The organism is Cecembia calidifontis (genome assembly GCF_004216715.1).
Lineage (GTDB): Bacteria > Bacteroidota > Bacteroidia > Cytophagales > Cyclobacteriaceae > Cecembia_A > Cecembia_A calidifontis.
The window spans coordinates 3,583,583-3,609,120 of sequence record NZ_SGXG01000001.1; the positions used below are offsets into that span (position 1 = coordinate 3,583,583).

Annotated in this window: 26 protein-coding genes; 15 read left to right on the plus strand and 11 right to left on the minus strand. The window is 40.0% G+C overall.

All coding sequences use genetic code 11. From position 1 onward, the window contains the following. Positions 1–55: 55 nt before the first annotated feature. Both BC751_RS15345 and BC751_RS15350 read left to right on the plus strand, forming a co-directional pair. Positions 56–541: a SixA phosphatase family protein gene (locus tag BC751_RS15345; protein WP_130276418.1), complete on the plus strand. Its 486-nt coding sequence runs from the start codon at positions 56–58 to the stop codon at positions 539–541. Positions 542–770: 229 nt separating this feature from the next. After that, positions 771–1,838: an agmatinase family protein gene (locus tag BC751_RS15350; RefSeq protein WP_130276419.1), complete on the plus strand. Its 1,068-nt coding sequence runs from the start codon at positions 771–773 to the stop codon at positions 1,836–1,838. A 65-nt stretch (positions 1,839–1,903) separates the two neighbouring features. Here the strand turns inward: BC751_RS15350 and BC751_RS15355 are convergent, their stop codons facing one another. The 3 genes from BC751_RS15355 to BC751_RS15365 form a co-directional block, all read right to left on the minus strand. Continuing rightward, positions 1,904–4,186 (minus strand): TonB family protein, encoded by a 2,283-nt coding sequence (locus tag BC751_RS15355; RefSeq protein WP_130276420.1) that lies wholly within the window; start codon positions 4,184–4,186, stop codon positions 1,904–1,906. Between the two features lie 3 nt (positions 4,187–4,189). Then, on the minus strand, positions 4,190–4,555 hold the full coding sequence (locus tag BC751_RS15360; RefSeq protein WP_130276421.1) for a BlaI/MecI/CopY family transcriptional regulator: 366 nt from the start codon (positions 4,553–4,555) through the stop codon (positions 4,190–4,192). A 209-nt stretch (positions 4,556–4,764) separates the two neighbouring features. Further along, the gene (locus tag BC751_RS15365) at positions 4,765–5,514 is read right to left on the minus strand and encodes an acyl-CoA desaturase (RefSeq protein ID WP_130276422.1); all 750 of its coding nucleotides are present in this window, start codon (positions 5,512–5,514) and stop codon (positions 4,765–4,767) included. Between the two features lie 160 nt (positions 5,515–5,674). Here BC751_RS15365 and BC751_RS15370 point away from each other — a divergent pair, with 160 nt between their 5' ends. Beyond that, entirely contained in the window at positions 5,675–6,034 is a 360-nt protein-coding gene (locus BC751_RS15370) for a phage holin family protein (protein ID WP_130276423.1), read from the plus strand. 6 nt (positions 6,035–6,040) lie between these two features. Here the strand turns inward: BC751_RS15370 and BC751_RS15375 are convergent, their stop codons facing one another. Continuing rightward, the gene (locus BC751_RS15375; protein ID WP_242617495.1) at positions 6,041–6,466 is read right to left on the minus strand and encodes an AlbA family DNA-binding domain-containing protein; all 426 of its coding nucleotides are present in this window, start codon (positions 6,464–6,466) and stop codon (positions 6,041–6,043) included. A 125-nt stretch (positions 6,467–6,591) separates the two neighbouring features. On the opposite strand from BC751_RS15375, the gene BC751_RS15380 reads away from it, so the two are divergent. The 7 genes from BC751_RS15380 to BC751_RS15405 all read left to right on the plus strand — a co-directional run bounded on the left by BC751_RS15380 (position 6,592) and on the right by BC751_RS15405 (position 11,894). Further along, entirely contained in the window at positions 6,592–7,152 is a 561-nt protein-coding gene (locus BC751_RS15380) for a hypothetical protein (RefSeq protein ID WP_130276424.1), read from the plus strand. A gap of 79 nt (positions 7,153–7,231) precedes the next feature. Beyond that, entirely contained in the window at positions 7,232–8,134 is a 903-nt protein-coding gene (locus BC751_RS15385) for a histone deacetylase family protein (protein ID WP_130276425.1), read from the plus strand. A gap of 6 nt (positions 8,135–8,140) precedes the next feature. Then, complete coding sequence (locus tag BC751_RS15390) at positions 8,141–8,368, plus strand: hypothetical protein (RefSeq protein ID WP_130276426.1); 228 nt, start codon at positions 8,141–8,143, stop codon at positions 8,366–8,368. Positions 8,369–8,465: 97 nt separating this feature from the next. Beyond that, the gene (locus BC751_RS22670) at positions 8,466–8,702 is read left to right on the plus strand and encodes a hypothetical protein (protein WP_341272846.1); all 237 of its coding nucleotides are present in this window, start codon (positions 8,466–8,468) and stop codon (positions 8,700–8,702) included. 1 nt (position 8,703) lies between these two features. Further along, on the plus strand, positions 8,704–9,075 hold the full coding sequence (locus BC751_RS22675; protein ID WP_341272859.1) for an OmpH/Skp family outer membrane protein: 372 nt from the start codon (positions 8,704–8,706) through the stop codon (positions 9,073–9,075). A 99-nt stretch (positions 9,076–9,174) separates the two neighbouring features. Then, positions 9,175–10,146 carry a deoxyhypusine synthase family protein gene (locus tag BC751_RS15400; protein WP_130276427.1) on the plus strand — a complete coding sequence of 324 codons (972 nt, stop codon included), beginning with the start codon at positions 9,175–9,177 and terminating at the stop codon, positions 10,144–10,146. 2 nt (positions 10,147–10,148) lie between these two features. After that, on the plus strand, positions 10,149–11,894 hold the full coding sequence (locus BC751_RS15405; protein ID WP_130276428.1) for an OmpA family protein: 1,746 nt from the start codon (positions 10,149–10,151) through the stop codon (positions 11,892–11,894). A gap of 48 nt (positions 11,895–11,942) precedes the next feature. Here the strand turns inward: BC751_RS15405 and BC751_RS15410 are convergent, their stop codons facing one another. From BC751_RS15410 to BC751_RS15420, 3 genes are read right to left on the minus strand one after another with little or no spacing between them, the layout of a single operon-like run. Beyond that, a complete protein-coding gene (locus BC751_RS15410; RefSeq protein ID WP_130276429.1) occupies positions 11,943–12,857 on the minus strand; it encodes a carbohydrate kinase family protein in 915 nt (304 codons plus the stop codon). Between the two features lies 1 nt (position 12,858). Next, positions 12,859–14,031 (minus strand): glycoside hydrolase 100 family protein, encoded by a 1,173-nt coding sequence (locus BC751_RS15415; protein ID WP_130276430.1) that lies wholly within the window; start codon positions 14,029–14,031, stop codon positions 12,859–12,861. Beyond that, complete coding sequence (locus BC751_RS15420; protein ID WP_130276431.1) at positions 14,016–15,605, minus strand: sodium:solute symporter; 1,590 nt, start codon at positions 15,603–15,605, stop codon at positions 14,016–14,018. The genes BC751_RS15415 and BC751_RS15420 overlap by 16 nt, the downstream gene beginning before the upstream one ends. A 197-nt stretch (positions 15,606–15,802) precedes the next feature. Here BC751_RS15420 and BC751_RS15425 point away from each other — a divergent pair, with 197 nt between their 5' ends. From BC751_RS15425 to BC751_RS15440, 3 genes are all read left to right on the plus strand, one after another. Continuing rightward, positions 15,803–16,840 carry a LacI family DNA-binding transcriptional regulator gene (locus tag BC751_RS15425; RefSeq protein WP_130276432.1) on the plus strand — a complete coding sequence of 346 codons (1,038 nt, stop codon included), beginning with the start codon at positions 15,803–15,805 and terminating at the stop codon, positions 16,838–16,840. Between the two features lie 379 nt (positions 16,841–17,219). Continuing rightward, positions 17,220–17,345: a 30S ribosomal protein THX gene (locus BC751_RS15435; RefSeq protein ID WP_130276434.1), complete on the plus strand. Its 126-nt coding sequence runs from the start codon at positions 17,220–17,222 to the stop codon at positions 17,343–17,345. Between the two features lie 148 nt (positions 17,346–17,493). Beyond that, positions 17,494–18,180, plus strand: coding sequence for a TrmH family RNA methyltransferase (locus BC751_RS15440; RefSeq protein ID WP_130276435.1), 687 nt, complete (start codon positions 17,494–17,496; stop codon positions 18,178–18,180). Between the two features lie 69 nt (positions 18,181–18,249). On the opposite strand, the gene BC751_RS15445 is transcribed toward BC751_RS15440, so the two are convergent. From BC751_RS15445 to BC751_RS15455, 3 genes are all read right to left on the minus strand, one after another. Then, positions 18,250–20,127, minus strand: coding sequence for a CocE/NonD family hydrolase (locus tag BC751_RS15445; protein ID WP_130276436.1), 1,878 nt, complete (start codon positions 20,125–20,127; stop codon positions 18,250–18,252). An 89-nt stretch (positions 20,128–20,216) separates the two neighbouring features. Then, positions 20,217–20,825 (minus strand): hypothetical protein, encoded by a 609-nt coding sequence (locus tag BC751_RS15450; protein ID WP_130276437.1) that lies wholly within the window; start codon positions 20,823–20,825, stop codon positions 20,217–20,219. 221 nt (positions 20,826–21,046) lie between these two features. Then, complete coding sequence (locus BC751_RS15455; RefSeq protein WP_130276438.1) at positions 21,047–21,757, minus strand: hypothetical protein; 711 nt, start codon at positions 21,755–21,757, stop codon at positions 21,047–21,049. A gap of 69 nt (positions 21,758–21,826) precedes the next feature. Between BC751_RS15455 and BC751_RS15460 the strand changes: the two genes are divergently transcribed. Both BC751_RS15460 and BC751_RS15465 read left to right on the plus strand, forming a co-directional pair. After that, the gene (locus BC751_RS15460; protein WP_130276439.1) at positions 21,827–22,354 is read left to right on the plus strand and encodes a HEAT repeat domain-containing protein; all 528 of its coding nucleotides are present in this window, start codon (positions 21,827–21,829) and stop codon (positions 22,352–22,354) included. A 40-nt stretch (positions 22,355–22,394) separates the two neighbouring features. Further along, positions 22,395–23,012, plus strand: a complete 618-nt coding sequence (locus BC751_RS15465; RefSeq protein ID WP_130276440.1) for a hypothetical protein — start codon at positions 22,395–22,397, stop codon at positions 23,010–23,012. A 6-nt stretch (positions 23,013–23,018) separates the two neighbouring features. Here the strand turns inward: BC751_RS15465 and hrpB are convergent, their stop codons facing one another. Beyond that, entirely contained in the window at positions 23,019–25,502 is a 2,484-nt protein-coding gene (gene hrpB / locus BC751_RS15470; protein WP_242617496.1) for an ATP-dependent helicase HrpB, read from the minus strand. Between the last annotated feature and the right edge of the window lie 36 nt (positions 25,503–25,538).

Sequence of the window (25,538 nt, forward strand, 5' to 3'; positions counted from 1 at the left end):
TTGATCTGATCTTTGGATTGATAATTTGTAAGTTTACTTCTCCTTAAAAAAGATTATGGCGAACTCCAAAAAAGTACTCTATCTACTCCGACATGGGGAGGCCGAACCTGGTTTTGGTCAAATAGGTGATTACGAACGGCCCCTTACAGATAAAGGAAAAAAACAAATCAATAGACTGGCAGTTGAACTTTTCAAAAGTGGGGTCGAATTGGACCTGATGGTAAGCAGCAGTTCCAAAAGGACAATGGAAACTGCCAGGATTCTTTCTTCTATCCTGACATGTAAAAAATCTGACAGTTTCCCTGATTTATATGAGGCCGACCCCAAAACTATTCTTCGTGTGATCAATCAAACAGATGCAAGTATTCAAAACTTGTTGATCGTTGGACATAATCCCGGAATATCTGCTTTGGCAACCTTTTTGAGCGGGGAAACGTACCTCATTATGAAACCTGGCATGTTGGCCAAACTGGAAATTTATATGGAAGACTGGGCTTCTGTAGGACAAAACACAGCTGGCTTGATTGAAATCATACAGTGAAAGGCTTCTTGGAAAGGTCTTCTGCTTAGCGTTTCCTCTTTTGATTCGCTTGGCCAATTGTTTTTAACCCTATGATAAAATCAATAAATTTACAGCCAATATTTTCTTAAAGGCCACAAAACAATCTACAAAAAGTTTGTAAGGTAAACCTAACCAAGTGCATGAAAACATTTCTTCAAGAAGTGTTTACTTGTTTAAAGGATAACCTTTAACCTTTTAAAACCTCAATATGACTTTAAAGCACAGAATTATCGAATCATTTAACCCCAATGGGGTAAGTTCTCACGAAGGTATTTTTGGATTGCCTTTTGATGAAGAAACAGCAGACCTAATCCTTATTCCTGTTCCTTGGGAGGTTACGGTTTCTTATTCTCCTGGGACTGCTGAAGGACCTGAGGCAATTTTGAATGCTTCCTATCAGGTAGACCTCTTTCAGGATGACATACATGATGCCTGGAAGATGGGGATCTATATGCTTCCCATTCCGGAAGATATAGCCACCTTAAGCAGTAATTACAGGATATTATCCAGAAATTACATCGAGTGGTTAGAAGCGGGTTCACCGGATGAAGAACAAGAGCGTTTTGCTGCAGTTCCGGATATCATCAATAAGGCAAGTGCTGAAATGAATGAATGGGTCTATAACCAGGCAAAAAAGTTTCGTGAAAAGGGAAAATTGGTCGCTTTGGTAGGAGGGGACCACAGTACTCCTCTGGGTTTCATCAAAGCGCTCAGTGAGGAATACAACAGCTTTGGAATCCTCCAGATAGATGCCCATGCCGACCTCCGCAAGTCCTATGAGAATTTTGAGTTTTCTCATGCTTCCATTAGCTACAATGCGCTAAAATTACCGCAAATAAGCAAGCTGGTTCAGGTTGGAATCCGGGATTATTGTCAGGAAGAAGCCATCATGGCGAAGGAAAACAACAGGATTTATACTTTTTATGATAAGGACATCAAAGAGGAAATGTATGAAGGCAAGGCCTGGAAAATCATCTGTGATGATATCGTGGAACAATTGCCACAGGACGTTTATATTACTATAGACATTGACGGACTGGATCCTAAATTGTGCCCACATACCGGAACCCCTGTAGCGGGAGGATTTGAGATGGAACAGGTGCTTTACCTGATGAAACAGGTGGTCAAAGCTGGCAAAAAAATCATTGGTTTTGACCTGGTAGAAGTAGCTCCGGGACCAGAAGGTAATGAATGGGATGGAAACGTGGGAGCAAGGGTTCTTTACAGAATGGCCAATCTATTTGGCGCTTCCCAAGGAAAACTTAACTTAAAATAAAAAATAGAGGCTGTCTGAACTATTTGGTCTTATTCAATCCTTCCAAAATTAGACAGCCTCAAATTTTATTTTTTTGTATTGATCAGGATTGCTCCATTCGCTGCTTTTTTGTGGTGATTTGGAAACATTTCCAAAGCACTTTCTCCTCTTACGATTTCCATGCTTTTAATTTGATTGGGTTTTATATCCTTTTCAGGATTGAAGTCAGGTAATGCCACCCCATCAATCACAAAAAGCACATCATTAGGGGATTGCTTCTTAAATTTCACACCATGTTCCGTATTTACTGTCCAATTCGCAACAGCACCTTTAAGGTTTGGTCTTGAGTCTTCAGAATTGTACCCATATTTGGCATCCATGGAAGAATTTGAATTTTTAGAAGTTAGAGCTATTCCTGATAGCTGGGTTGTAGCCTCATTTTCGGGAAGCTTGAACCTTACAGGCAGGCGCATCCTTACATTCACTGCTTGGCCTTTTTGGTAGCCAGGTAACCAGTCAGGACTTTCGCTGACCACCCTCAAGGCTTCCTGATCTAATCCAAAACCCACACCTCTCAAGATTTCCGGATTTTCAACTTTCCCATCCTTATTGATAACAAAAACAAGGTAAACAGTTCCCTCAATGCCATTCAGGCGGGCAGATTCCGGGTAGGAGAGGTTTGACCTTAGGTAATTGTTCCATGCTTCAAAACCTCCTCTGAATTCAGGGGAATTTTCCACCACATCAAATACCTCCTGGTCATCATAAAATTTGGGTTGAAGCTGATTTCTTTGGGTTGAAGAGCGGAAAAACTCATGGGCTTCAGTTTGGGCCACTGGCTTATCAGGATAAAAGGCAAAAGAAATGGAATTGACCATGGAAACTGGTTTGCCGTTTTTCTTGGCGGGCAACCAGGTATCGCTGATCTTTTCAAATGCTTCAAGAACTTTTTCATCCATACCTCCTCCAAAACTGGTTTTGATGACAGGTTGTGAAATTTCACCCGTTTCTTTAATTATAAATTCTACCTCAAGAATCCCTCCGAGACCAAGTTCAAGTTCTTTTTGAGGACTTTCAATCCCATTGAGTAAATTACCATACCATCCCTCCATTCCTTCCTTGGGCCTGGCGGGTTCATCTACCTGATAGCGCTTCAGCGTGTTGTCATATTGTTTAAAATGAACGGAGGTATTCCTGAGTGACTTGATCAATCCCCTGACTTTTATATAGTCTTCATCCGAAGAAATATTGGAAAATTCATACTGAAGTTCCCCGATTTGGGCTTTCAGTTGACCGTTTTCAAGTTTACCGATCAATTCATAGTGAACCGGGTTTGGAATCCTTTTCACCTTTATATTTACATCCAGGGAATCCTGTGAGGATTTCAATTGGCTTTGTATTGCCTCAATATTATCAGTGACATGGCTTACCATTAATCCTAAGCCAGTTTCTGTTTTCATGGATACCAATCCAATCATTAACAGTGACATGGGCAGAACCATCAGGATTTTCAACCAATTGACTTTTGATGTCTTTTTCATCATTAATAAACGTTTAAGGGTTGTTGATCTTACGAAATAATTACCGATAGGAAGATCTATTCCCTTAAATGCCACCTTGACAATCAATTTTGGATAAATTTCTTTATTGGAAATTTTAGCCAGTACTTCATCATCTGCAAGGTATTCATGTACATCCACCAGAGCAGATCGCATCAGGTAAATGCCCGGATTGAACCAAAAAACGGTGCAAAGAACCTGATAATAAAAGAGATCATAAGAGTGCCCTTGCCGAATGTGCTCAATTTCATGTTTAAGAATCTGTTCCCTTTCCTCTTTTTTCAGATTTTGGGTGTCATCCCAAAACAATTTGTTGAAATGGGAAAAGAAAGGTGCTAATCCAAATGTTGGAATCAGAAAATAATTGTTTTTCAGGTTATAAGTGGTCTGGTACCATCCCTTTTCTTTGAGGAGACGAAGCTGCAAAAACATCCAGAACAGCTTAAAAATCAGTAGAAAAAGTATAAAAAGATAAAAAAACAAAGCATAATCCAACATTCCCCAAATTACAGGTAGCTTGGTGCTTTGAACTGTCACTTCGGGAAGGCCGAAAGTGGCAACAATGTTATCGGACGCTTCCTGAAGAAAAAGCGCCCGATAAAATTGTGTTTGCTCTAAGGATATATCTGGTTTTGCAAAACTGACTGGAATACTTACCAAGGGTAAGGTCAATGCCAGTAAAGGGCTTATCAGAAGATAAATCCGGGTGACCTTCAGCGCTTTTTCATTTCTAAGGAACAGCCAATAGATCCCAAAGAAAACCAACATGCAGAAAGTGCTCTGCCAGATATAGTCCAAAAAAACAGCCATGGGCTATTTTTTTACTTCCTCCTTCACTTCACTCAAAATCTTTTCAATTTCTTTCACATCAAGATTCTTATCTTTTGCAAAGAAAGAAGCCAATTTCGAGAATGAATTGCTGAAATAGCCGGAAAGTAGGTTTTTAATCGAGAAACTTCTGTATTCGTCTTTAGACACAATTGGGAAGTACTCGTGTGATTTGCCATAGGCCTTATGACTTACAAAGCCTTTTCTTTCCAGGATACGGACGATAGTGGAAACTGTGTTGTAAGCCGGCTTTGGCTCTGACATTTTTTCAAGGATATCTTTGACGAAACCTTTCTCGATATCCCATAGGATTTGCATGATTTGCTCTTCTGCTCTGGTTAATTCTCTCATAATAGTGTTTAAGTTTAAATTCGTTTCCAACTTATCAATTTAGTTTGTTATTTCCAAAAAATTGGAATAAATCTTTCTATCGGTAACAACAAATTTAATACTATTTTTTTAGGCATAAAACAAACGTTTAATTTTATTTTACTTTCTTACGTGAAAGTGCAATAAAAAAGCCTGCATTCAGCAGGCTTAAATCTAAAATCTGACTTTGATCAACTGGTCCTTAGCTTAATTATTCCTGTTGCATGAAGTAATTTAACAATCGGATAGGTAGGGTCAAATTCGTACCATTTCACAGCAAAATTTGGCCTGTTGGGCAATTTGTGATGGTTATTTTGGAAAAGTTCACCCAACATTAACACATCCAATAACAGGCTGTTTTTGGATTTGTCATTATTGTCAAAATTGGCATACCCATATTTATGACCGCTCCAGTTTACTATGGCTCCATGAACGGGCCCCATCAAAAAATGTATAGGCAAAAGGAAATACATCCACCAATGTGTCCCGGGTAATTCAAATACAGAAATACTCAAAACATAAACCAGTACATAAAAAACACCCCAACCAAACCTGGCCGCCATGGAATCGGCAAAAAGATCAAACTTGCCCCAATCCGGAACATCCTTTGAAAATCTCTCTTCAGGTTTCAGTTTGAAAGTAAAATAATCATTGTAGATATTTTTTGTTTTCCACATCATGGTGAAGAGGTTTTCGGTATGATGTGGGCTGTGGGGATCTTTGGGAGTATCACTGTAGGCGTGGTGCATTCTGTGAAGAATGGCATAAGCCCTTGGAGAAAGATAAGAACTGCCCTGACAGATCCAGGTGAAGATATAAAAGAACCTTTCCCAAAATTTTGTCATAGAAAACATTTGGTGTGCTGCATACCTGTGTAGGAAGAAACTCTGGCAAAACAAGGAGAAATACCAATGTAGCAGGAAGAATACAATTAGAATCACTTGATAGATATTTTAATAATGAAAACGAAGCAAAGATAAGTGTCAGGCTTGAATATTTGAACCAAACTTTTGAAATATATATGCAAAAAGTCCCTTTATCGGATAATACCTTATATATTTGGATAGAGCATTAAAAATTTTAGGTAATAAAGCATAAATGATGAGCAAATCCAGAGATACTATAAATATCCTCCTCCAGCTTGTATTGGCAGGTATTGCAGTACTGATTGCCCAGTACATTCTTCCTGGGGTTCATGTGGAAAGTTTTTTGACTGCCATTGTGGTGGCAGCCTTGATAGCCTTGCTGAACATTACCATAAAACCCCTTTTGATACTTTTGACCATACCTATTACTATATTGACATTAGGTCTTTTTCTATTGGCTTTGAATGCAATACTTATTTTAATTGCAGCGGCAATCGTTCCGGGTTTTTCGGTTGATGGTTTCTGGTGGGCATTACTATTTGGACTTATCCTTGGACTGATCAATTCGCTTCTGGGTGTTTCACTTGGAGAATAGGCCTGGTCAAACAGGCACTGATTCGTCTTTAACTCTGACATACCTGGTTAAAGAACTGTCTGGATTTTTGTAAAAATGACCCTGTGAGGAAGCTAAAACGTTTATAATGAGCACATGGAGTTCTTCTACCAGTTCTTTTCCTTCGATGCGGTCAATCTCATATACCTCATATGAAAATTCTACTGGGGGGAAACAATACTCCTTATTGGCTTTTTCGATCATAAACAATTCTTCATCCACATCGATACCGGTTATCTTTTTGCGGTCCGAAATTCCAATGGCAATTTTCCCTCCTTTGGTATTGGCAAATGCTACCATGGTTTTAGCAATCTTGGAAGATTTATTTATACTTTGCTTAAAATCAAGCACTTCCCCTTCATCAGCTTTCAAAAGCTCTGAAATAAATTCATCATCTTTTTTAAAGTCCATCATTTTTTTTTTCGCCAAATCCTTGTAAATTAATTCCAAATAAAAAAAAACACACAATTTTTGTTTTCCTGTTTTCAAATTAACTAAAAGAATTGTATGTTGTGTTTAAAAACCCAGACCTAAATACTATGAAATACCAAAACGAAGGCTTTAACCCTGAACATATCGAGGCTTTAAAAAAAGAATTGGCTGCCTCCAAAAAAACTTACAAAATCAATGAATCAGAAGATAACAGTGATGAATTTGTCAATTTTTATTTTGTAGGAATGTATGAGGGTAAAGAAGTCATCTATGATGCGGCCCTTTACACCCTTCGCCTGCATCATTCCTCTGAATTATATGAACTGGCAGAGCATGAGGCGGCTAAAAAATTCCCGAATTTTAAGGGAATAAAATATGAAGAAGATGAAAACGGTAATCTGAAGCCCCTAAGCAGTGAAGAAGAGGAGATTGGTTGGTTCATTACAGAAATCATTATGGAGATGGAAGAAGAGGAAGCGGTAAAGGTCCAGGAGTTTGTGGATATTGATACCAACCATGATTATGGTATTGGCTTGGATGCTGCTCTCAATCTGGAATACATCGATGATAAGGTGATTGCGAAATTTGTCAAAGATTTCAATGATGACACTTTGGTTTTGGATGACACCTTATATAGCTTCCAGTCTGAAGAAGAGGAAGATGCTTAGTTAGGGAGAAAAAGATTTAATAGCACCACTAACAATTCCCCCGAGCGCTTGTTATTGCTGACAAGCGCTTTTTATATCTATGTTAAAGATTGCCTGGTCTCCGAAATATTGCCATCCTTTACCGGAAGGACATAGATTTCCAATGGAAAAATACAATCTCCTTCCTGAACAGTTGCTTTACGAAGGCACTGTAAAAGATGAAAACTTCTTTACTCCGGAAGCCTTAAGCAAGGATTGGATTCTCAATACCCACAAAAAAAGCTATTTGGAAAAACTGGAGCAATTGTCTCTCAGCAAATCTGAAATCAGAAAAACAGGATTTCCATTGAGTAAAGAACTGGTTGAAAGGGAGATCCACATCATGCACGGCTCGGTTCAGGCAGCCTTATATGCTTTAGAATTTGGTGTGGCCATGAATATTGCAGGAGGAACGCACCATGCATTTTCTGACAGGGGAGAAGGTTTCTGCCTTTTAAACGATATCGCCATCACAGCCAATTATTTACTCGACAATAGGCTTTCAAAAAAGATTTTAGTAGTGGATCTGGATGTACACCAGGGAAACGGTACTGCTGAAATTTTCCAAAAAGAACCCAAGGTATTTACTTTCAGTATGCATGGCGCAGCCAACTATCCCATGCACAAAGAAAAATCTGATCTTGACATTGGCCTTCCGGATAAAATAGAAGATCAGGAATATCTTAGTATATTGGAGCAATACTTAGAGCCTTTGATTGATAAAGTTGAACCGGATTTCATTATTTTCCAATCAGGTGTAGATGTACTGGCCTCAGATAAATTAGGAAGGTTAGGCTTGAGTATCCAAGGTTGTAAAGAAAGGGATAGAAAAGTATTGGAAGCTGCAAAAAGGCACCATATTCCTATTATGTGCTGCATGGGAGGTGGGTATTCCCATAAAATTAGCCAAATTGTAGAGGCGCATGCCAATACTTACAGATTGGCACAGGATATATTCTTTTAAAACAATATGAAAAAGAAATTGAAGGAAAAATGGCTGGCCTATGCGGTCAGCGGTATACTATTGATGGGTTTTGGCCTTAGCCTAATGGGCGAAGCTACCATCCTGAAATGGGATGACGCTGGATTCCTATCCTGGTTTGGTTTGGGAACCCTGGCATTGGCCATATTTTTTGCGGGATTGTCTCTTTTTGGGCAAGCTACCGTGTTCAAAAGTAAGATAGACAAGCTAAAATAGCAGTATTAACGCATTTTAACAGTTCCCCGGCCCGCTAAAATTTGTTGTTTCGATACTTTGTTTATCTTTGCGCAAAGTTGAAAAATAAGTCAAAATCGTGAAAAAATTAGCTAAAGTATTAGGTTTTTTAGGTGTCGCTGCGATTACCTTAACATCTTGCAACCAACAAGGACAGTCTTCCAACGGTAGCACTGGTTCTGGAGCAACTGGTGAAGTAAGCATTTCAGATTTAAAAATTGCTTATGTATTGACAGATTCTGTCATTTCAAAATTCGATTTTTATAAAGAAAAATCTGAAGAAATCACTGAAAAAGGAAAAAAAATTCGAAAGTGATCTGAGCAGCAGGGCAAGAGGATTTGAGCAAGAAGTTGCCAATTTTGAGCAGACTGCCTCTTCCATGACCATGAATCAAGCCAGGGCAAAACAGGAAGAACTGGTAAGGAAAGAAAGAAACCTAATGACTTACAGGGACAACCTGATGCAGGAACTTTCAGCGGATGAAGCGAAATTGTACTCAGATGTCTATGACAAAGTTCAGGAATACCTTACCCAGTATGCTGAAGAAAAAGACCTGGAGATGATCCTATCCTATACCAGAGGTGGAGCCATTTGGTACTCCAAGAAGGCATTGGATGTTACAGAAGATGTAATTGCAGGATTAAATAAAAAATATGCTGAAGAGAAAAAACCAGCTGAGAAAAAATAATTACAACTGAAATTGGTTGTATGAAAGCCCTGAAATCTCAGGGCTTTTTTCATGTCAGATAAATTGGTACTTTTGCACCTCGTCAAAAAAAGTATTATCATGAAAATTACAGAATTTTTAAAACATAATTACAGACACTTCAATGCTGCTGCCCTAATTGATGCAGCAGAAGGTTATAAAGCACATTTGGACAATAATGGCAAAATGATGATTACCCTTGCAGGTGCCATGTCCACAGCAGAACTTGGAATTTCCCTGGCAGAAATGATCCGTCAGGATAAAGTTCAGATCATTTCCTGTACGGGTGCCAACCTTGAAGAAGACGTTTTTAACCTGGTTGCGCACAATTATTATGAAAGAATTCCAAATTATAGGGATCTTTCACCAGAACAGGAACAAGATTTGCTTGAGCGTCATATGAATAGGGTAACTGATACCTGCATTCCCGAAATGGAAGCCATGAGAAGGATCGAAAACGTGATCCTGGAAGAGTGGATGAAAGCAGACCAAGCTGGAGAAAGTTATTTTCCACATGAGTTTTTCTATAAAATCCTTCTTTCAGGCAAACTGGACGAATCCTTCCAGATCGACCCAAAAAATTCCTGGCTTTTGGAAGCTGCCAAAAAGAATCTACCAATGGTAGTTCCAGGATGGGAAGATTCCACTTTGGGTAATATGTACGCCGGACACGTGATTTCAGGGGACATTAAAAATGTCCACACGGTAAGAAGTGGAATCGAGTACATGATCTTTTTAGCAGAATGGTACACCAACAATGCCAAAGAAGAAAGTACGGTAGGTTTCTTCCAGATCGGCGGCGGTATCGCAGGTGATTTCCCTATTTGCGTAGTGCCGATGTTGCACCAGGATTTACAGCGTGATAATGTTCCATTGTGGGGTTATTTCTGTCAGATTTCAGATTCCACCACATCCTATGGTTCTTATTCTGGAGCTGTTCCCAATGAAAAAATTACTTGGGGTAAATTAGGTTTGGAAACCCCAAAGTATATCATTGAATCTGATGCGACCATCGTAGCACCATTAGTGTTTGCTATCGTATTGGATCAATAATAATGAAAATCAAAAAATCCATTAGAAAAGCAAGCAGCCTCCTACTGCTTGCTTTTTCAGTTTTTAAGGCATCCTTTGCCCAAGATATCAGGCCATTATCTGAAATCAATTCTCCTTATAACGAATCTCATGCGGTAAGATCTCCGCTCGGGGAATTGTATTTTTCTGTTGGCTACCATCCGGAAAATACAGGAGGTACTACAGATTCAGGAGATATCTGGATGAGCCAACCCATTTCCAATGGTAAATGGAGCAAACCGGCAAGGATCAAACCTCTTTCCACCCCAGGAAATGATGTAGTAGTAGGATTCACTGGTCCCAGCAATATTTTGATATACCATGACGGCCAACAGATGCCACAGGGAATCCACATGTATTCCAAAAATGGTAACAATTGGAGGTATGAAAAAAAATTGAATATACCGGATTTTAAAAACCAATCTTCCCACTTCAGTGGGAGACTTGCCGCAGATGGCAAATCAATTATCATGTCCCTACAAAAAGATGGGGGAGAAGGCAATGAAGATATTTACATCACTTTCAAGAAATCAGAAACAGAATGGACTACTCCTTTAAACCTTGGCCCAATTATCAATACCTTCGGCCAAGAACAAACACCCTATTTGACCAATGACAATAATACGCTCTATTTTTCCTCCAATTTCAAAGCCAACGGTAGGGGCAAAGATATCTATTATGCCCAAAGACGTGATGAAAGTTGGAAAAACTGGAGCCAGCCCAAAGAACTATCAACAGCCAATACCATAGGATCCGAATCCAATTATGCAAAGATTTTTGATGATGAGGATCTTGCATTATTTACCACCACCTCCAATTCTGAAGGCATGGGGGATTTTATGGTGATAGCTTTTGAAAAATTGGTCCTAAGCGAGGAAGATAGTGTAGTCAGTCCAGAGGATTTTATTGCCCTGAACCAGGATCAACAAGAGTTGCCCATATCGGATAGCTTAAAACAAGAGATAGTAAGTTCCGTTCCTGACTCCATTTCCGGTCCTCCTGCTATAGAAAAACGAGTAGAATCTAGAAAGGAAGAAGTGAAAACTGTCGAAACCGAAACAGTTGTAAAAAGGGAAATAGCAGAAGAAACCAAAGTGGTGAATATTGACCCTGCCAATGATAAGAAAGTCAACCGTGAGGAAGAATTGAATTTTGTTCAAATCAGGGATCAGAGAAACAAGAAGCCAATTGACTATAGAATTACCATTGCTGATGATGTAGAGAAGAAGGTCTTGAAAAACCAGGACGAAATGCAGCAGGAATGGGAAAAATGGAACTGGAATTATATAGAAGTTAGTGCAAAAGGCTATATACCAAATAGTTTGACGGTAGAAGAATGGCAGCATTTAAAAGACAAGACGCTGCAAATGGTTCAGGCAAGAGCTGGGGCAAGAAAGGTTTTGAGCAATATTCAATTCATCCGAGGTACTGCAGATTTAGCAGATGCAAGATCAATACAGGAACTTGACTTATTGGTCGATTTCATGAAGGAAAACGAGCAGGTAAAAATCAGATTGGAAGGGCACACGGACAATGCAGGCGATCCGGAACTGAATAAGGAACTTTCTCTGAGTCGGGCTTCAAAAATCCGGGCTTATATGACCTTAAAGGGAATTGATTTTGAAAGGATAAGAATTACGGGTTGGGGAGGATCAAAACCTATAGCCGATAATGCCACAGAACAGGGAAGGGAAATCAACAGAAGGGTAGAGATGTATATAGACAGATAAAAGAAAAAACCCTACTTCAAAATCAAAGGCATTGAAGTAGGGTAATTTTTATAATTCCACCTTTTCCGGCAAAGGACCGTCTATAGAAAGCTTCAGTGCTGCCATTTTTGATGCCTTTTTGACGCTTTGCTCCCAATTGTTCCCATCCAGCCATGCCGCAAGAAATCCTGACCAATAGGCATCTCCGGCACCGGTTGCATCACCTTTGACTAAGACTTCTTCGGCTGGTACTTCTATTTTTTCACCCTCAGCAGTCCAGAGTTTACTGCCTTTCTTTCCCAGCGTCAAGCAGACCACTTTGGCTCCCCAGTCCAAAACCTGGCGGAAGGCTTCCTCAGGAGCTATTACTTTTTTAAAGATTCTCTCTGCATCATCCTGGCTCATTTTTACAAATGGGCCAAGGGAACAATAACTTTCAATCACATGCAAAGCTTCCATATGGTCAGGCCAGATAGCAGGTGCATAATTCAGGTCAATGCTTAACTGAAGACCAAAGCTTTCTGCCCTGATCGCTCCTTCCATGATAGACCTTTGTGCGGGTTGTCTGCTCAAAGCAAAGCAGGTCGTATGATACATTTTGCTTTGCTTCAATACCTCATCTGGGATATCTTCAGGAAAAATGTAATGATCTGCCTCCCTGTAAGCAATGAAATCAGGTGTCCCTTCTGTCCTTGACAAAAGGACCAAGGAGGTGGGAAAATCCTCCCTTTCTTTGATGCCGGAACTATCCAGGCCCAACTTTTCCAACTCATGAATCAGGTATTTTCCCATGCCATCTTTTCCCACACTGGCTATCAGGTGTACATTTTTTCCGAGTCTGGTAAGATTTGCGCCTAAATTAGCCGGACTTCCACCCTGAAATCTTCTAAATGAATGGGTTCTAAAAATCTCATCCCTGTATTCATGGCCTATCAGGTCTACTAACAGTTCTCCAATGACGATAATGTCGGTTTTTTTATCCATTTCAATCCAATAAATAAAATCCTTTAGAAATGGTGTGCTCTAAAAGCAACTGCCCAGCCGCACTCCAGGTACAATAGGGAACTCCACAAGGTTCGTATGATCTTCCGTGAAAACATTCATTGAATTCCCAATCATTTCTTCTATTCAATCCTATGATCAATTCTAATATCCCTTCACCTTCGGTTTTCCCTTTTGAAAAGTACATGGCCAGTCCCCAAAACCCATTGACCATGGGCCAGACGCCGCCATTATGGAATTCATAAGGCTTGTTTCTAAAAGCAAAGCGATAATTTTCCTCAAGCAATTTGAAGTCAGGGTTTTCTTTTTGGATAATTGGGGCAAATGCTGGGACACAGCCCCCTAAGTTGTTCAAACCCCAATCCAGGCATCCCACAGGATCCGGATGGATCTTGAATAAAATGGCCAAAGCATTTCCCAAAGCATCAAAATAAGCTTGGTAACCGGCCGGATGAAAAGAAGCAGGTAAAAAAGGTTTCTCGCCCTGTCGTTCAATGAGTTTCGTTTTTGCCATCGGATGAATCCCGGATTTGATCCAAGCTTTGTTCAGATAATAATTTTCATAAATGGCAATTTTGACAGCTTCCGCCTTATCTATCCATTCCTGCCTTTCTAAAAGCTGCCCGGTGAGCTTGAGCGCTGCATACCGCAGTACCTGATCATAAAGCACATAGCCATGCAATATATATTCATCTGCCCAATCTCCTGCCAAAGGAACATAAATCAGGTTTTTATTATTGTATTCCCATGCTTGGTAGAGCCCATGTACCTTATTGACCTCATCCTTGAACTTTTCAATCAGGGAATAATCCCCGGTAAATTTAGAATATAAACTCAATCCAATCAGCCACCAGCTTCCTGTGTCTGCCCTTCCTGCAAGTCCACCGTAACTCACCTGCGACTCCTGAATACCGACATTAGAGGGAACATTTCCGTAAGGACTGATGTGTTTACCCAGCGTAAAAAGTGTGTTTTTGAAGGCTTGTATCAAATCCTGTTCCCGGCTTGCAAGCGCTGCCAATCCACAGATTACTCCGTCTCTGGCCCAGATCCTCTGGTAATTATCCGTGGGAAGGGTAGAGGCCAAAAAACCCTTTTCAGTAACTGAATTTCTCAGCAATTGTAAAGCTTTGTCATTGGCTATCTGTAAAACCATACAATCAGGAAAGTTAAAATGAGAAGAAATACAGAAAGCACCCTGTAATTTTTGTACCAGGGCAATTGGCTCAAAGAGGCTGTCTCGTCGGTATAAATTTTATTGTTCCATGTGTAATCCCTGATTTTTTCATCAGCAGGACGGTCACCTGAAAGGCTGACCAACACATAAATTGTAGAACAGATTACAAACAGCAGGGGAGCTGTATGAAGGAAATGCCATTGGGATACCGGGAAATCCGGTAGCGTAACTTTCAATATTATCAAAATGGCGGCAATTACAAAACCAGAAATCAAAGAATAGAAGGCACCATCAGCGTTCCCTCTTTTCCAAAACATCCCCCAAATAAAGACGACCACGACAGGCGGTGCAATCAGGCCAACAACCATTTGAAGGTATTTAAAAAGTGAATCAAATTTTTCGATCTGTGGGGTCCAGGCTGCAGCCAGAAGTACCAAAATTACGGTGGAAATTTGTCCAACCCTGACCAATTGTTTACTGCTAAGTCCGGGCCTAAGATTTTTTACAAAATCCATCGTGATCAGAGTGGAGGCTGAATTTAAAGTAGCGCTGATACTTGAAGACATCGCCGCTAATAGTCCCGCAATCAGAAGCCCTATCAGCCCAGCAGGCAATAGGTTGAAAACCAATTGCGGGAAGACAGTATCCGGATTGTCAAGATCGGGAAATAAGACCCTCGCCATGGTACCGGGAAGAACCATGAAAAACAAGACCGGTAATTTTAGCAGACCCGCAAACAGCGCTCCCCATCTGCCATGGTTTAGATCTTTTGCTGTTAAGACCCGCTGAACCATAAACTGATTGTTGGCCCAGAAATAAAAACCCAAAAGAGGGACCCCAAACAAAAGACCGGTCCAGGGTACGGAAGGATCATCAATTGGCCGGATCAAACTCACCATGTCAGGAGGCGTAACTGCCATTACATTTTCCCACCCGCCCACTTTTTGGAAAGTGACATAAGTAAGAATCAGCGATCCTGTCAAAAGTAAAATCGCCTGGATCACTTCCGTATGGACAACAGAAGAAAGCCCTCCTGGGATGGTATAGGCTGCAGCCGCAAAGGCCAAAATCATAATGATCAATGTCATATTGACATCTGGAAAGACCAGTTTGAGGATAAGACTTCCTGCATAAAGCCCTGCCGCAGTTTCAATAAGCACATTGCCTATCAGGGTGATTAAGGAAAAATAATACCTGCTTCTTCTGTCATATCTTCTTTCCAGAAATTCGGGCATTGTAAATACCCCGGAACTTAAGTAAAAAGGTAAAAAGAAAACACTGAAAAACACAAGAATCACGGCAGCCATCCATTCATAGTTGTACACAGAAATTCCCGTACTGTAAGCATCTCCAGCAAGACCTATCAGCGTGGTACTGGAAATATTGGCAGCAAAAAGAGAAATACCCACTATGGGCCAGGTCATACTCCTTCCTGCTAAAAAATAGTCTTCAGAGCTTTGCCGTTTGGCATGGTAAAGACCGTAGAAAATCATACCGATCAGATAAACAACCATGATGGCCAGATCGATACCTTTTACCAGTTCTAAATTCATTGGGTTATATAGGTTGGTGGTTTTGGGATGGATAAAATAACCTAAAAAACAATTTCAGTCCAATAGGGAAAAAATCTCAAACGATTGCGCAATCCTTTGCGGTAATGCTATTTAGAATCTTTTTAATTAAAATGCCGTTTTATTGATTAGATTAGCAAAGTTTTTTTCTTGAACTGATAGTCTTTACAAACCATTTTATGACCGAAAAAAGGAAACTTACACTGAAGGATATTGCCAAGGAACTGAACATTTCCGTATCTACTGCTTCAAGGGCATTAAAATCACACCCGGATATTTCAGAAGAAACCATCAGAATGGTTAAAGAATTTGCTGAAAAACACAATTATGTTCCCAATGCCCTCGCAGTAAATTTTAGGAAGAACAAAACGTACAATATTGGCCTGATTGTCCCTGAACTTGTTCATCATTTTTTCTCTACAGTAATTTCCGGGGCAATAAATGCCGCCAAAAAAAGGAGATATAATGTGCTCGTCAGCCAATCCAATGATATTCTGGAAGATGAAATTACCGCTTGCCGTACCATGTTGGCAAGCAGTGTAGATGGCCTCTTGATTTCCATTTCCAATGAAACACTTGAAGGGGAACATATCAAAACCCTGATAGAGGAAGGAAAACCGGTCATCCAATTTGATAAAATATCCGATCTAATCGACACGCCAAAGGTAATTGTGGATGATTTTGAAGGGGCATATAAAGCTGTTTCCCATCTCATTGACCAGGGATATAAAAAGATAGCCCATATAAGAGGACGTCTTGAGGTTAAAAATGCCAATGAGCGTGCCAGAGGCTACAAAAAAGCCCTGGAAGACCGGGGATTGGAATTTGATCCTGAATGGGTAAAGGTCTGTAGTCTTATCAATGAACAGGAGGGGTATGATTTTGCCAAGGAGCTTTTGGAAGGGAAAAACCCTCCCGATGCCATATTCTGTATTACAGACCTGGTAGCTTTGGGTGTATTGAAATTCCTGAAAGAAAAAGCTGTGCCTATCCCTGAAGAAATGGGGGTTTTAGGTTTCAGTAATTGGAAATTGGCTGAGATCGTCCACCCGGGACTCAGTTCCGTTGACCAACACGGATATTTCATGGGGGAAACAGCCGCCAACATGTTGATTTCTATTTTGGAAAACGAAAAGGAACTTGTAAATGAGACACTTGAGATCAAGACTGACCTGATTATTAGGGATTCAACCTTGAAAAACCCAAGCATTTGTTAACATTGGGTTTACATTGGGATAAAAAATAGGTAACATTATCATTGCTTTGAAAACCAAATTACTATATTTGCATCATACATTTGATGTATGGAAACCTTCTTTTCATTGATCTTGCTGACCTTGTTTTATGGCATGTTAATCTTAGCCATATTTCCGGAAAAATATTTTAGGAAACTGAGCCACTTCAATCATCATAAGAGTGTACCTGAATATTTAAAAGTTTCTTTGACGACCCCAATTTTCTTCTCATTTTTAATCGGTTATACGCTAGCTGCCACCATGCTTTATTTCTTTCATGGCTTCTGATTTGACATGATTTCCGCATTTTTATAACTTGGTATTCCTAAATTCATAAATTAACCATAAAAAGTTTAATGCAATGGGAAAAGGAGATATCAAATCCAAGAAAGGTAAAATCAACAGAGGTACTTTTGGTGCCAGCAGGCCTAGAAAAGAAAATAACAAAATTGCCAGAAAGCAGAAATTGGGCCTAGACAAGAAATAATTTTCTAAGTTAAGAGCTGGTACAGGAATATTGTTGCAAGCCTTGTCAATTGCAGTAATTTCTTTGTACCAGCTTTTTTCATAAGAATAGCTGAACATTTTGCTTAAAAAAGGGGTACAATAAGCCACATAAGCCTTATTTTCGGGCCATGATGAATAAAGAAAAAGAGTTTTTGGAGTATCTCAAAGATTATATTACACCCCACAAAATCAAACTCATAGAAAAAATTTTAAACCAGAGGACAAGGTATTTTACCGTAGTTCTGGAAAATATTTTTAAACCCCATAATGCTTCCGCTGTACTTAGGACAGCAGATTGTTTTGGTATACAGGATATCCATATCATAGAAAAAGAAAATTCTTACAAGATCAATCCCTATGTGACAAGAGGAGCGTCCCAATGGGTAGATATCTACAAATATGAAAATACGGAAGGAATGGCTGTACAGGACTGCTACAAAAATTTAAGAGATCTTGGATATCAGATTCTTGCAACAAGTCCCAGGGCCGGTAGCATTCCTATCCATGACTTGGTTCCAAACCGAAAAATTGCACTGGTGTTTGGCAATGAGCATGAAGGGGTGAGTGAAGAGGCAATCCACCAGGCAGATGGTTTGGTCCATATTCCCATGTATGGATTTACAGAAAGTTTCAATATCTCAGTTTCTGCCTCAATTTTCCTATTTGACCTACTCCGAAAGGCTCAAAGTTTGCAGATTCCGGATTTTCATCTATCTGAAGCTGAAAAAGATGTACTACGTTCCAAATGGTACAGGGGCTTGGTCAATCAGGTGGAGATACATGAAAAAGAATTTTATAAGAAATTGAAAAAGTGAAGCATAGAAAAAGTTTAATTAAAAAGAGCCTTCCCAAAAAATGAGAAGGCTCTTTTTGACATCTAAAGCTTATTTTTTCACAATAGGCAAACTAATACTGCTTGGGTACCTGCTGGAATGATGGATCGAATTGGTAGCCACCACACCTTCAGTTTCATCATAATTGTTGCCACCGGTATTCATATTTCTATCAAACCTGGGGAAATTGGATGAAGAAATTTCTATTCTGATCCTATGGCCTTTTTCAAAATAATTGGAAGTGGACATGGGAGTCATATTTACCTCATAGACTTTACCTTTTTCCATAAATACTTCCTTTTCATATCCTTCTCTATACCTGACCCTCTGAATGGTTTCATCCAGGTTATAGGCTCTTCCGTCTGGATAGACATCAATCAATTTGATAGTAAGGTCCGTATCTTTCACATCTGAAGAAAGGAATAGTTTGGCTTCAATAAAACCGCTGACCTCTATACCCTGTGCAAGCGGTTCAGAGGTATATACTAAAATATCCTCTCTCAACTCCATTTCCTGCTGGTCAAAAGAACCACCTTGAACGGCATTTCCTGTACAGCACACATTACCTCCATAGGAATTTACTGGATCCATTGGATCATATTGGAAGGTATCCGGATTATCTCTTCCAGGCCTTTTGGTAGAAAGAACACCATCTCCTAATCTACTGTTTGCTTTTCCTTTACTGTCCAGGTAATACGTTACCATCTGGGCTTCTTTTGGAGGCCAAGTATCGGATGATTGCCATTTGTTGGAGCCCATAGTAAAATAACGCACTTTTGGCATTTTTTGCGTGATGCCGTTATCCTCACCTTTTAGCCAAAAATCAAACCAACCATAGGTCAGTTCATCATAGGGCAATCTGGCATCCCCCATACTTCTTTCGCCCACTATGGTATTTTCAGTGGCCCTAGTAAAGGCACAATGAAGGGTAGGAGCAATGACCAGGTATTGATTGTCTCTTATTTTGGGGTCTTTGGCATTGGCTATGATATGGTTGTACATGGCCAAATTGGGAGTGGAAGCGACATCGTACCAGGATACAAACCAAAAGGCAGGCTTCTCAAATTCCATATGATCATGGAACAAGCCCCCTTCATACCATTTGGGATCATTAGGCTTTCTTGTGATCATTTCCTCATAAATTCCCTGAGGTCCATGGACATTTTTTATGATATCCTGCACAGGAAGATGCCTTAATCCTTCAGACCAGTCTACCCTTGGGTACCGGGGAGCCATATCATAAAACCGCTGAAGTCTAAGCAAGTCTTTTTGCCCAATTCCTTCGGGTAATTTGGGGGCCATTGGGTCATGTTGGGTACTGTAAAGCCATGCTGTAAAAAGCATCTGTCCAGCACCTCCTCTGTACCAATTCCCCTGTTCATATAAATTGCCAATCCGACCTACTCCTGCGCCATATCCCTGTGGGATCAAAGCCGCATGGGCAGGATGGTTGAGAGAAGCCACTGCCATTTGCCATTCCGCTGTAGAAGAGCAGCCTATGGTACCTATTTTCCCATTGCTCCAGGGTTGCTTGGACATCCACTCAAAAGCATCATAACCATCCGTCAAAGGAACCCCAAGGATATCCCAATCCCCTTCGGAAAAAAACCTTCCCCTTTCATTCTGCACAACATAGGCATAGCCTCTTTTTACAGCTTCTAAGGCGGTCTGCAAGGTTCTGGTTACCAATTCCCCATCCCTGTAGCTGTTAAAATTATAGGGAGTCCGGGAAAAAATAATAGGAACAGGTTTGTCGGTTTTTGGGCGGTAGATATCTGTGGCCAGACGGACCCCATCCCGCATAGGCATCATTACTTTTTGATCGATGATGGCAATTTCTTCCAGCTGTTGGAGAATATTCTTCTCCTGGGCAAAGCCATTTGCCCAAACCAACATCAGCAGAATGAAAATCAGATTCAGCTTTTTCATAGTGAGGATTTAAATTTTATGATAAATCAATTTAATCCAAAATCCAACACCCTCACCGTCATTTTATTTAAGTGGAAGAAAAATGCTTTCTATTTTGAATTGAACTGAAAAGTATTCCTGAATTTGTCTCCAAAAGTGTCTTGGTTTTTTTTCCTCTTAGCCCTTTTCTTTTTTCTCCATTTCTTGTCCTGTTCCTTGCTTTTGACCAAAACTGTCCTGGCCGAAATACCGACCTGACCTCTGAAAAATTCTTCCCTTCCTGCCAGGTTAACATTGGGTTTATAATCTAAAGAGAATACTGTATTGGCAACCGTCAGCTCAATACCTCCGATGAAGTCAATGCCCATGGTAGCATTTCCATAAGTATGAATGATTTCCTTTGTTTCCCTGTCCTTGACAAAACTCTCCTCACGTCCTGTAGATAAACCTCCACCATAATAGTAATTTAACCTCTTGGAAATAATCGGGCGGTGCCTTGCCATCAAAACATGTACAGTTGTATTCCTATCAAAATCAGTTTGGAGAATTCCCTCCATAGTAAGATGACTCATTATCCTTTGTTTTCCGGTAAAACCAATGGTCCTGCTGAAGTCATTACTGCCCATCCTTAAGCCTAAAGAGGTGGCATATCTTTGGCCAAATGAAAAATGAGATACACTCACCAAAACAATGGTCAGAAACAATAATTGCTTTTTCATATTTAACGTGCGCTGATTTGTTGATCGTTTCATAAGTTGATCCGGTTAAAAATCAAAACCCCGAAACCTATGCTTTGAATTACTCAATTTTTGTTCCAAAAATTAAAAAAGTAGAAATTTGACCCTAAGTCAAAATCAGCAAAATTTGCATGTATTTACCATATTTTCCATTTATCTTCGAAAAATAATTGGTGAATTCCAAAAAATTATGAACATAAAAATCACCAATCATCTTCGATTTTTTTCTCATTCTGCGTGAATCTAGATAAAAATTCCTGAAAAAAGTCTTTCCCTTCAGGATACACCGACAATTGGTTCTTTTCCATAAAATCCTTTGTTAGCCCAAGATTTTCTAAAGTAGGTGCAGCTATGTGCTTAGGAATTTTAAAAATCCTGGGGTCTTTTTTATCCAAAAGCAACATATTCTTCTCATTGAAGAAATAGGGGATAAGGGTTTCAGAGCAACTCAGTCCTATCTGATCCACCGGATACGTCTTGATGTATTGGTTGACCCTCTCTGCTATTTGTTTAAAAAATTGTTCTGCTTCAGCAAGTCTCACCCTTGATCCTGCCCTGGATTTTCCCTTTGTTTTTAGGTGTTTGATTTGACTTTTTCCTTGTTTTTTCCGGACCATGTAGGCCCTGAAAACTTTATGGTCAAGCAACTCTTGATTCTGCACCATTCCTACAGAAGCAAGGCCTGCGCGAATCAATATCATCACATAATTGACAAAATCCGATTTTGACAACTTTTTATTTTCCGTCTCAAAGTTTAAGTTGGTGGACAGGCGGAACGCTAACAGTTTATTGTTATTGGTATCATAAAAAATCAATTTCCTGTTTTTTGAGAAAAATTCAGGCTGCAGTTCTTTCTCCATTAGAAAGTTGAAAAATAAAATCACCCAATCATCCTCAAATAAATGCTTTTCCATCAAACATTTCGTTAAATTGATAAATAATGGTCCTATTTTTGTATAAATATAGCAACTTCATTAGAAACCATGTCCAAAGATATCCAAGGTCTCATTCATAAGATGTGCGATAAAGATGAGGCAGAAGCCTATGTCTATGCTGATGCATTGGCGAATATAGGAACCGAAGAAGTACTCAACGAGTTGTTGGCAATCCTAAAGTCAGGAGACATGGATAATGCTTTCCTTGCTGCAAGAGCCTTGAGTCAGCTAAAAGATAAGGAAAAAGCTTTGGATGAAGTTCTGGAGGTCATTCACGACAAGAAAAACCAACATCAAAACGGTGGACTGGTGCAAATGCTTGGAGATTTTGATCTCTCCGAAAAATTTGTAGATATCTTCAGGATTTTTCTCTTCGGTAATTTTAAAGCCTCTCTATTTGCCAAGGAGTACCTTGACACCGTAGAATTTGAAATAAGCCCGAGGGTCTTAAAAAAAGCAGAAAAACATTGGAAGCACTATTTGAACAATTCCAACCCCGATGACGAGGAAGTGAAAGCAAAGAGAGTTGATGCTGAGGAGATTATTAAAGAGATAAGAGAATTACTAACAGATTAAAAAATAACTTAATTTGGGTTTTCCCTGTTTAATATAGTATATGGAATTCAAAGACGTCATTTTGCTCCATGAGGATTTTCTAGCCGATTTCGGATTCAGGCTTGACAATAGATCATTACATTATGTCAAGGAAATCCCTCTTGGAAAGCAAATGGTATTTTTCCATCATACGCAGCATCAAGGTGGGTCCTATCTCGAATACCATCTCGGGATCAGGATTGATCAAGTAGAAAATATTGTCCACCGTTTTTTACCTTCTTTGGGTGATTACAAGGAAAGAAGCATAACCTTGGTGGAAACCATGGACCGAATAGATGAAAACATGCCCCGGCGCTTTTTGGTAGAAAACGATCTTGAAATCAATGAAGTAATTAGAGAGGTGGAAAGCTTTCTAGTTAAAAAAGGTTTTCGGTTCCTTGATAAAATCTCATCAGGGCAGGCATTAGAACAGTATTTTAATGCTGACCCCAAAACACCGATTGCAACGCAGAATTTCACCTACAGATCCGCCAGAGGAATCACGCTGACCAAGCTTTTTAATCCAAAAAATTACGAAAAGAACAAAAAGATTTATTTGAACATGCTGAACGAAAAACAGGTAACTCCGTTCACCCTTGCCTGTTTTATCAACTTACTGGATTATTTGGAAAACCTCTGATCCGGGCTATTCTTTTCTTTTTACACCCCTTACTGCTTCAGCCTTAAATGGGTCCTCCGGCCAATAATGCTTTGGGTATCTTCTTTTTAGTTCCTTCTTCACTTCATGATAGGCTTTTTCCCAAAAACTCCTTAGGTCAGAAGTGACTTGTACAGGTTTGAAGCCTGGAGAAAGCAGATGCAAAAGAAGAGGTGTTTTTCCAGCATTGATTTTTGGGGTTTCCAACAATCCAAAAACCTCCTGTAATCTTACTGCCAAAACCGGGACATCACCATCAGACCGGTATTGGATTTTAATTTGACTTCCACTGGGAACATTAATTTTTTCCGGAGCAAGGCTTTCTAATGTTTCCTGAAGGGAAAAATCCAGACTATGAAGTAAAATTGAACTTAGGTCAAGTTTCTTGAAATCCTCATTCTTTTTGATATCCACGAGGTAGGGAAGGAGCCATTCCTCTGGATTTTGGATTAAATGATCAATGCTCCATTCCGGCCAAGAAGCATCCTTATTCCAGATCCTTAAAGAAGTAACCCTGTAAATCAACTGGAGCACAGACTCGGAAAAATCAAGCAGTTTCAATCCCTCTGTTTTAACTGCTTTTAAAAGTGCATCATTTTTTTCTTTCAAAGTCAGATCAGTTAATGGTTCTGACCTCAGTATGATACCACCTATTGTGAGGTTTTTTTGGGCAAAAAGACCTCCTTTTTTTGTATCCCAAACCACTTGCCTTTTTTCTTTCACCTTATTTGCCAAATCCTTTGGATTCAAGGGGGAGGCCAGAAAAATTTTGCCAAGGTCTTCCCGAGCATCAATATGGGACACAGCTAACCATGGTTCATGGGCAAGGCCATCCTTGTGATCCATGATGGCCAGCTTCCCATTGGATAACTGAAATCTGGCATTATTTCCTGGGCGGGCATGGGCAATTCTTTCCGGATAGGCATAGGCTATCAATAAACCTGTTTCAAATGGATCTACAACAGCATTATCCGCTTCAATTTGAAATAGCTTACGGTATTGTTTGGCTACTTTTTCTATTTTGTTCAATCCTTTGATAGAAAGGTTTTCATTTCTTGCTCTCCTTAAGGCCTCAACCCTAAGGTTAATGTCGGTTCCGGCTGTGGGGTCCAACGGATCCCTTTCTTCCATCAGTGCTGCAATATCTGTTGCCAGTTCAATTTTAGAATTACATTGAGCCATCAATAGCATATGGGCAATCCTGGGATGTGCCGGGATTTGATGGATTTTGATTCCGTGTGCGGTAATTTTTCCTTCCTCCACAGCATCTATTTTTTCCAGCAAGTCCATGGCCTGCATTACAGCTCCTAAAGGGGGAGGGGAAAGCCATGTCAATTCATGAAAATCTGAAAGCCCCCATTTGAGCAAATCCAAAACCAAAAAACTCAAATCTGCTTCCATGATTTCAGGAGTCCTAAATTCATCCATACCTTGTTGTGTAGCCTTTGACCACATCCTGTAGCAAACACCGGGGCCCAATCTCCCTGCTCTACCTGTCCTTTGATCTGCGGAGTCCCTGGAAATCCGCACAGTTTCAAGACTACTCAAACCGGATTTTGGGTTGAACTTTGAAGTCCTGCCCAAACCTGAATCCACCACGATGGTAACTCCTTCTATGGTAAGACTTGTTTCTGAGATAGAGGTGGAAAGTATTACCTTTCTTTTTCCTGACTTATTGGGAAGGATAGCCTGCTTTTGGGCCAAAGGGGACAATTGGCCATAAAGAGGATGAATAGCAACATCCGGCATTTTTTTACGGAGAATGGCTTCTGTTTTTTTTATTTCAGCTTGGCCTGGAAGAAAAACCAAAATATCTCCCTTATCGGCCATAGCGGCTTTCCACACTGTGCTAGCTACCTGCTCAGGCAGCAAAAACCCATCATAATCTCCCGTGTAATGAACCGTAACTGGAAATACTTTGCCTTCACTTTTCACTACCGGGGCTTTCAGAAGGGAAGATAACTGCGGCATGTCCAATGTCGCAGACATGACCATAATCCTTAAATCAGGGCGCAAAACCTGCTGGACCTCCCTACACAAAGCCATTGCCAGGTCAGCGTGGATATTCCTTTCGTGGAATTCGTCAAAAATTACCAAACCGACCTTCTCTAAAGCATTGTCTTGCTGCATGATACGAGTCAGAATCCCTTCGGTAAGCACCTCCAGCCTGGTTTCTGAAGATACCATGCTTTCAAACCGGATCCTGTAGCCCACAGTCTGACCTACCTCTTCTCCCAGCAACTCCGCCATACGGTTGGCAATAGATTTGGTAGCCAATCTTCTAGGTTCAAGCATGAGGATTTTCTTTCCCTGAAGCCATTCCTCTTCCAAAAGTGCAATAGGCAAAAAGGTACTTTTCCCTGCCCCCGGAGGTGCATTGACAATCAGGGTATTTTCTTGCCTTAGATAAGATTGGATTTCAGGTATTACCTGAACTATGGGTAGATCAATTTTTTGAAAAGCGGCTGGCAAATTTTTAGAAATTTTGAGGCCAAAAATAAAAAAAAT

Bases quoted from the DNA above. Each gene is read 5' to 3' on its own strand.
- BC751_RS15465 (WP_130276440.1), top strand. From the start codon at position 22,395: ATGGAATTCAAAGACGTCATTTTGCTCCATGAGGATTTTCTAGCCGAT.
- BC751_RS15380 (WP_130276424.1), top strand. From the start codon at position 6,592: ATGAAATACCAAAACGAAGGCTTTAACCCTGAACATATCGAGGCTTTA.
- BC751_RS15360 (WP_130276421.1), bottom strand. From the start codon at position 4,555: ATGAGAGAATTAACCAGAGCAGAAGAGCAAATCATGCAAATCCTATGG.
- BC751_RS15410 (WP_130276429.1), bottom strand. From the start codon at position 12,857: ATGGATAAAAAAACCGACATTATCGTCATTGGAGAACTGTTAGTAGAC.
- BC751_RS15375 (WP_242617495.1), bottom strand. From the start codon at position 6,466: ATGATGGACTTTAAAAAAGATGATGAATTTATTTCAGAGCTTTTGAAA.
- BC751_RS15450 (WP_130276437.1), bottom strand. From the start codon at position 20,825: ATGAAAAAGCAATTATTGTTTCTGACCATTGTTTTGGTGAGTGTATCT.
- BC751_RS15405 (WP_130276428.1), top strand. From the start codon at position 10,149: ATGAAAATCAAAAAATCCATTAGAAAAGCAAGCAGCCTCCTACTGCTT.
- BC751_RS15390 (WP_130276426.1), top strand. From the start codon at position 8,141: ATGAAAAAGAAATTGAAGGAAAAATGGCTGGCCTATGCGGTCAGCGGT.
- BC751_RS15420 (WP_130276431.1), bottom strand. From the start codon at position 15,605: ATGAATTTAGAACTGGTAAAAGGTATCGATCTGGCCATCATGGTTGTT.
- BC751_RS15385 (WP_130276425.1), top strand. From the start codon at position 7,232: ATGTTAAAGATTGCCTGGTCTCCGAAATATTGCCATCCTTTACCGGAA.
- BC751_RS15455 (WP_130276438.1), bottom strand. From the start codon at position 21,757: ATGGAAAAGCATTTATTTGAGGATGATTGGGTGATTTTATTTTTCAAC.
- BC751_RS15425 (WP_130276432.1), top strand. From the start codon at position 15,803: ATGACCGAAAAAAGGAAACTTACACTGAAGGATATTGCCAAGGAACTG.
- BC751_RS15435 (WP_130276434.1), top strand. From the start codon at position 17,220: ATGGGAAAAGGAGATATCAAATCCAAGAAAGGTAAAATCAACAGAGGT.
- BC751_RS15370 (WP_130276423.1), top strand. From the start codon at position 5,675: ATGAGCAAATCCAGAGATACTATAAATATCCTCCTCCAGCTTGTATTG.
- BC751_RS15400 (WP_130276427.1), top strand. From the start codon at position 9,175: ATGAAAATTACAGAATTTTTAAAACATAATTACAGACACTTCAATGCT.
- BC751_RS15460 (WP_130276439.1), top strand. From the start codon at position 21,827: ATGTCCAAAGATATCCAAGGTCTCATTCATAAGATGTGCGATAAAGAT.
- BC751_RS15350 (WP_130276419.1), top strand. From the start codon at position 771: ATGACTTTAAAGCACAGAATTATCGAATCATTTAACCCCAATGGGGTA.
- BC751_RS15355 (WP_130276420.1), bottom strand. From the start codon at position 4,186: ATGGCTGTTTTTTTGGACTATATCTGGCAGAGCACTTTCTGCATGTTG.
- BC751_RS15445 (WP_130276436.1), bottom strand. From the start codon at position 20,127: ATGAAAAAGCTGAATCTGATTTTCATTCTGCTGATGTTGGTTTGGGCA.
- BC751_RS15345 (WP_130276418.1), top strand. From the start codon at position 56: ATGGCGAACTCCAAAAAAGTACTCTATCTACTCCGACATGGGGAGGCC.
- BC751_RS15415 (WP_130276430.1), bottom strand. From the start codon at position 14,031: ATGGTTTTACAGATAGCCAATGACAAAGCTTTACAATTGCTGAGAAAT.
- BC751_RS15440 (WP_130276435.1), top strand. From the start codon at position 17,494: ATGATGAATAAAGAAAAAGAGTTTTTGGAGTATCTCAAAGATTATATT.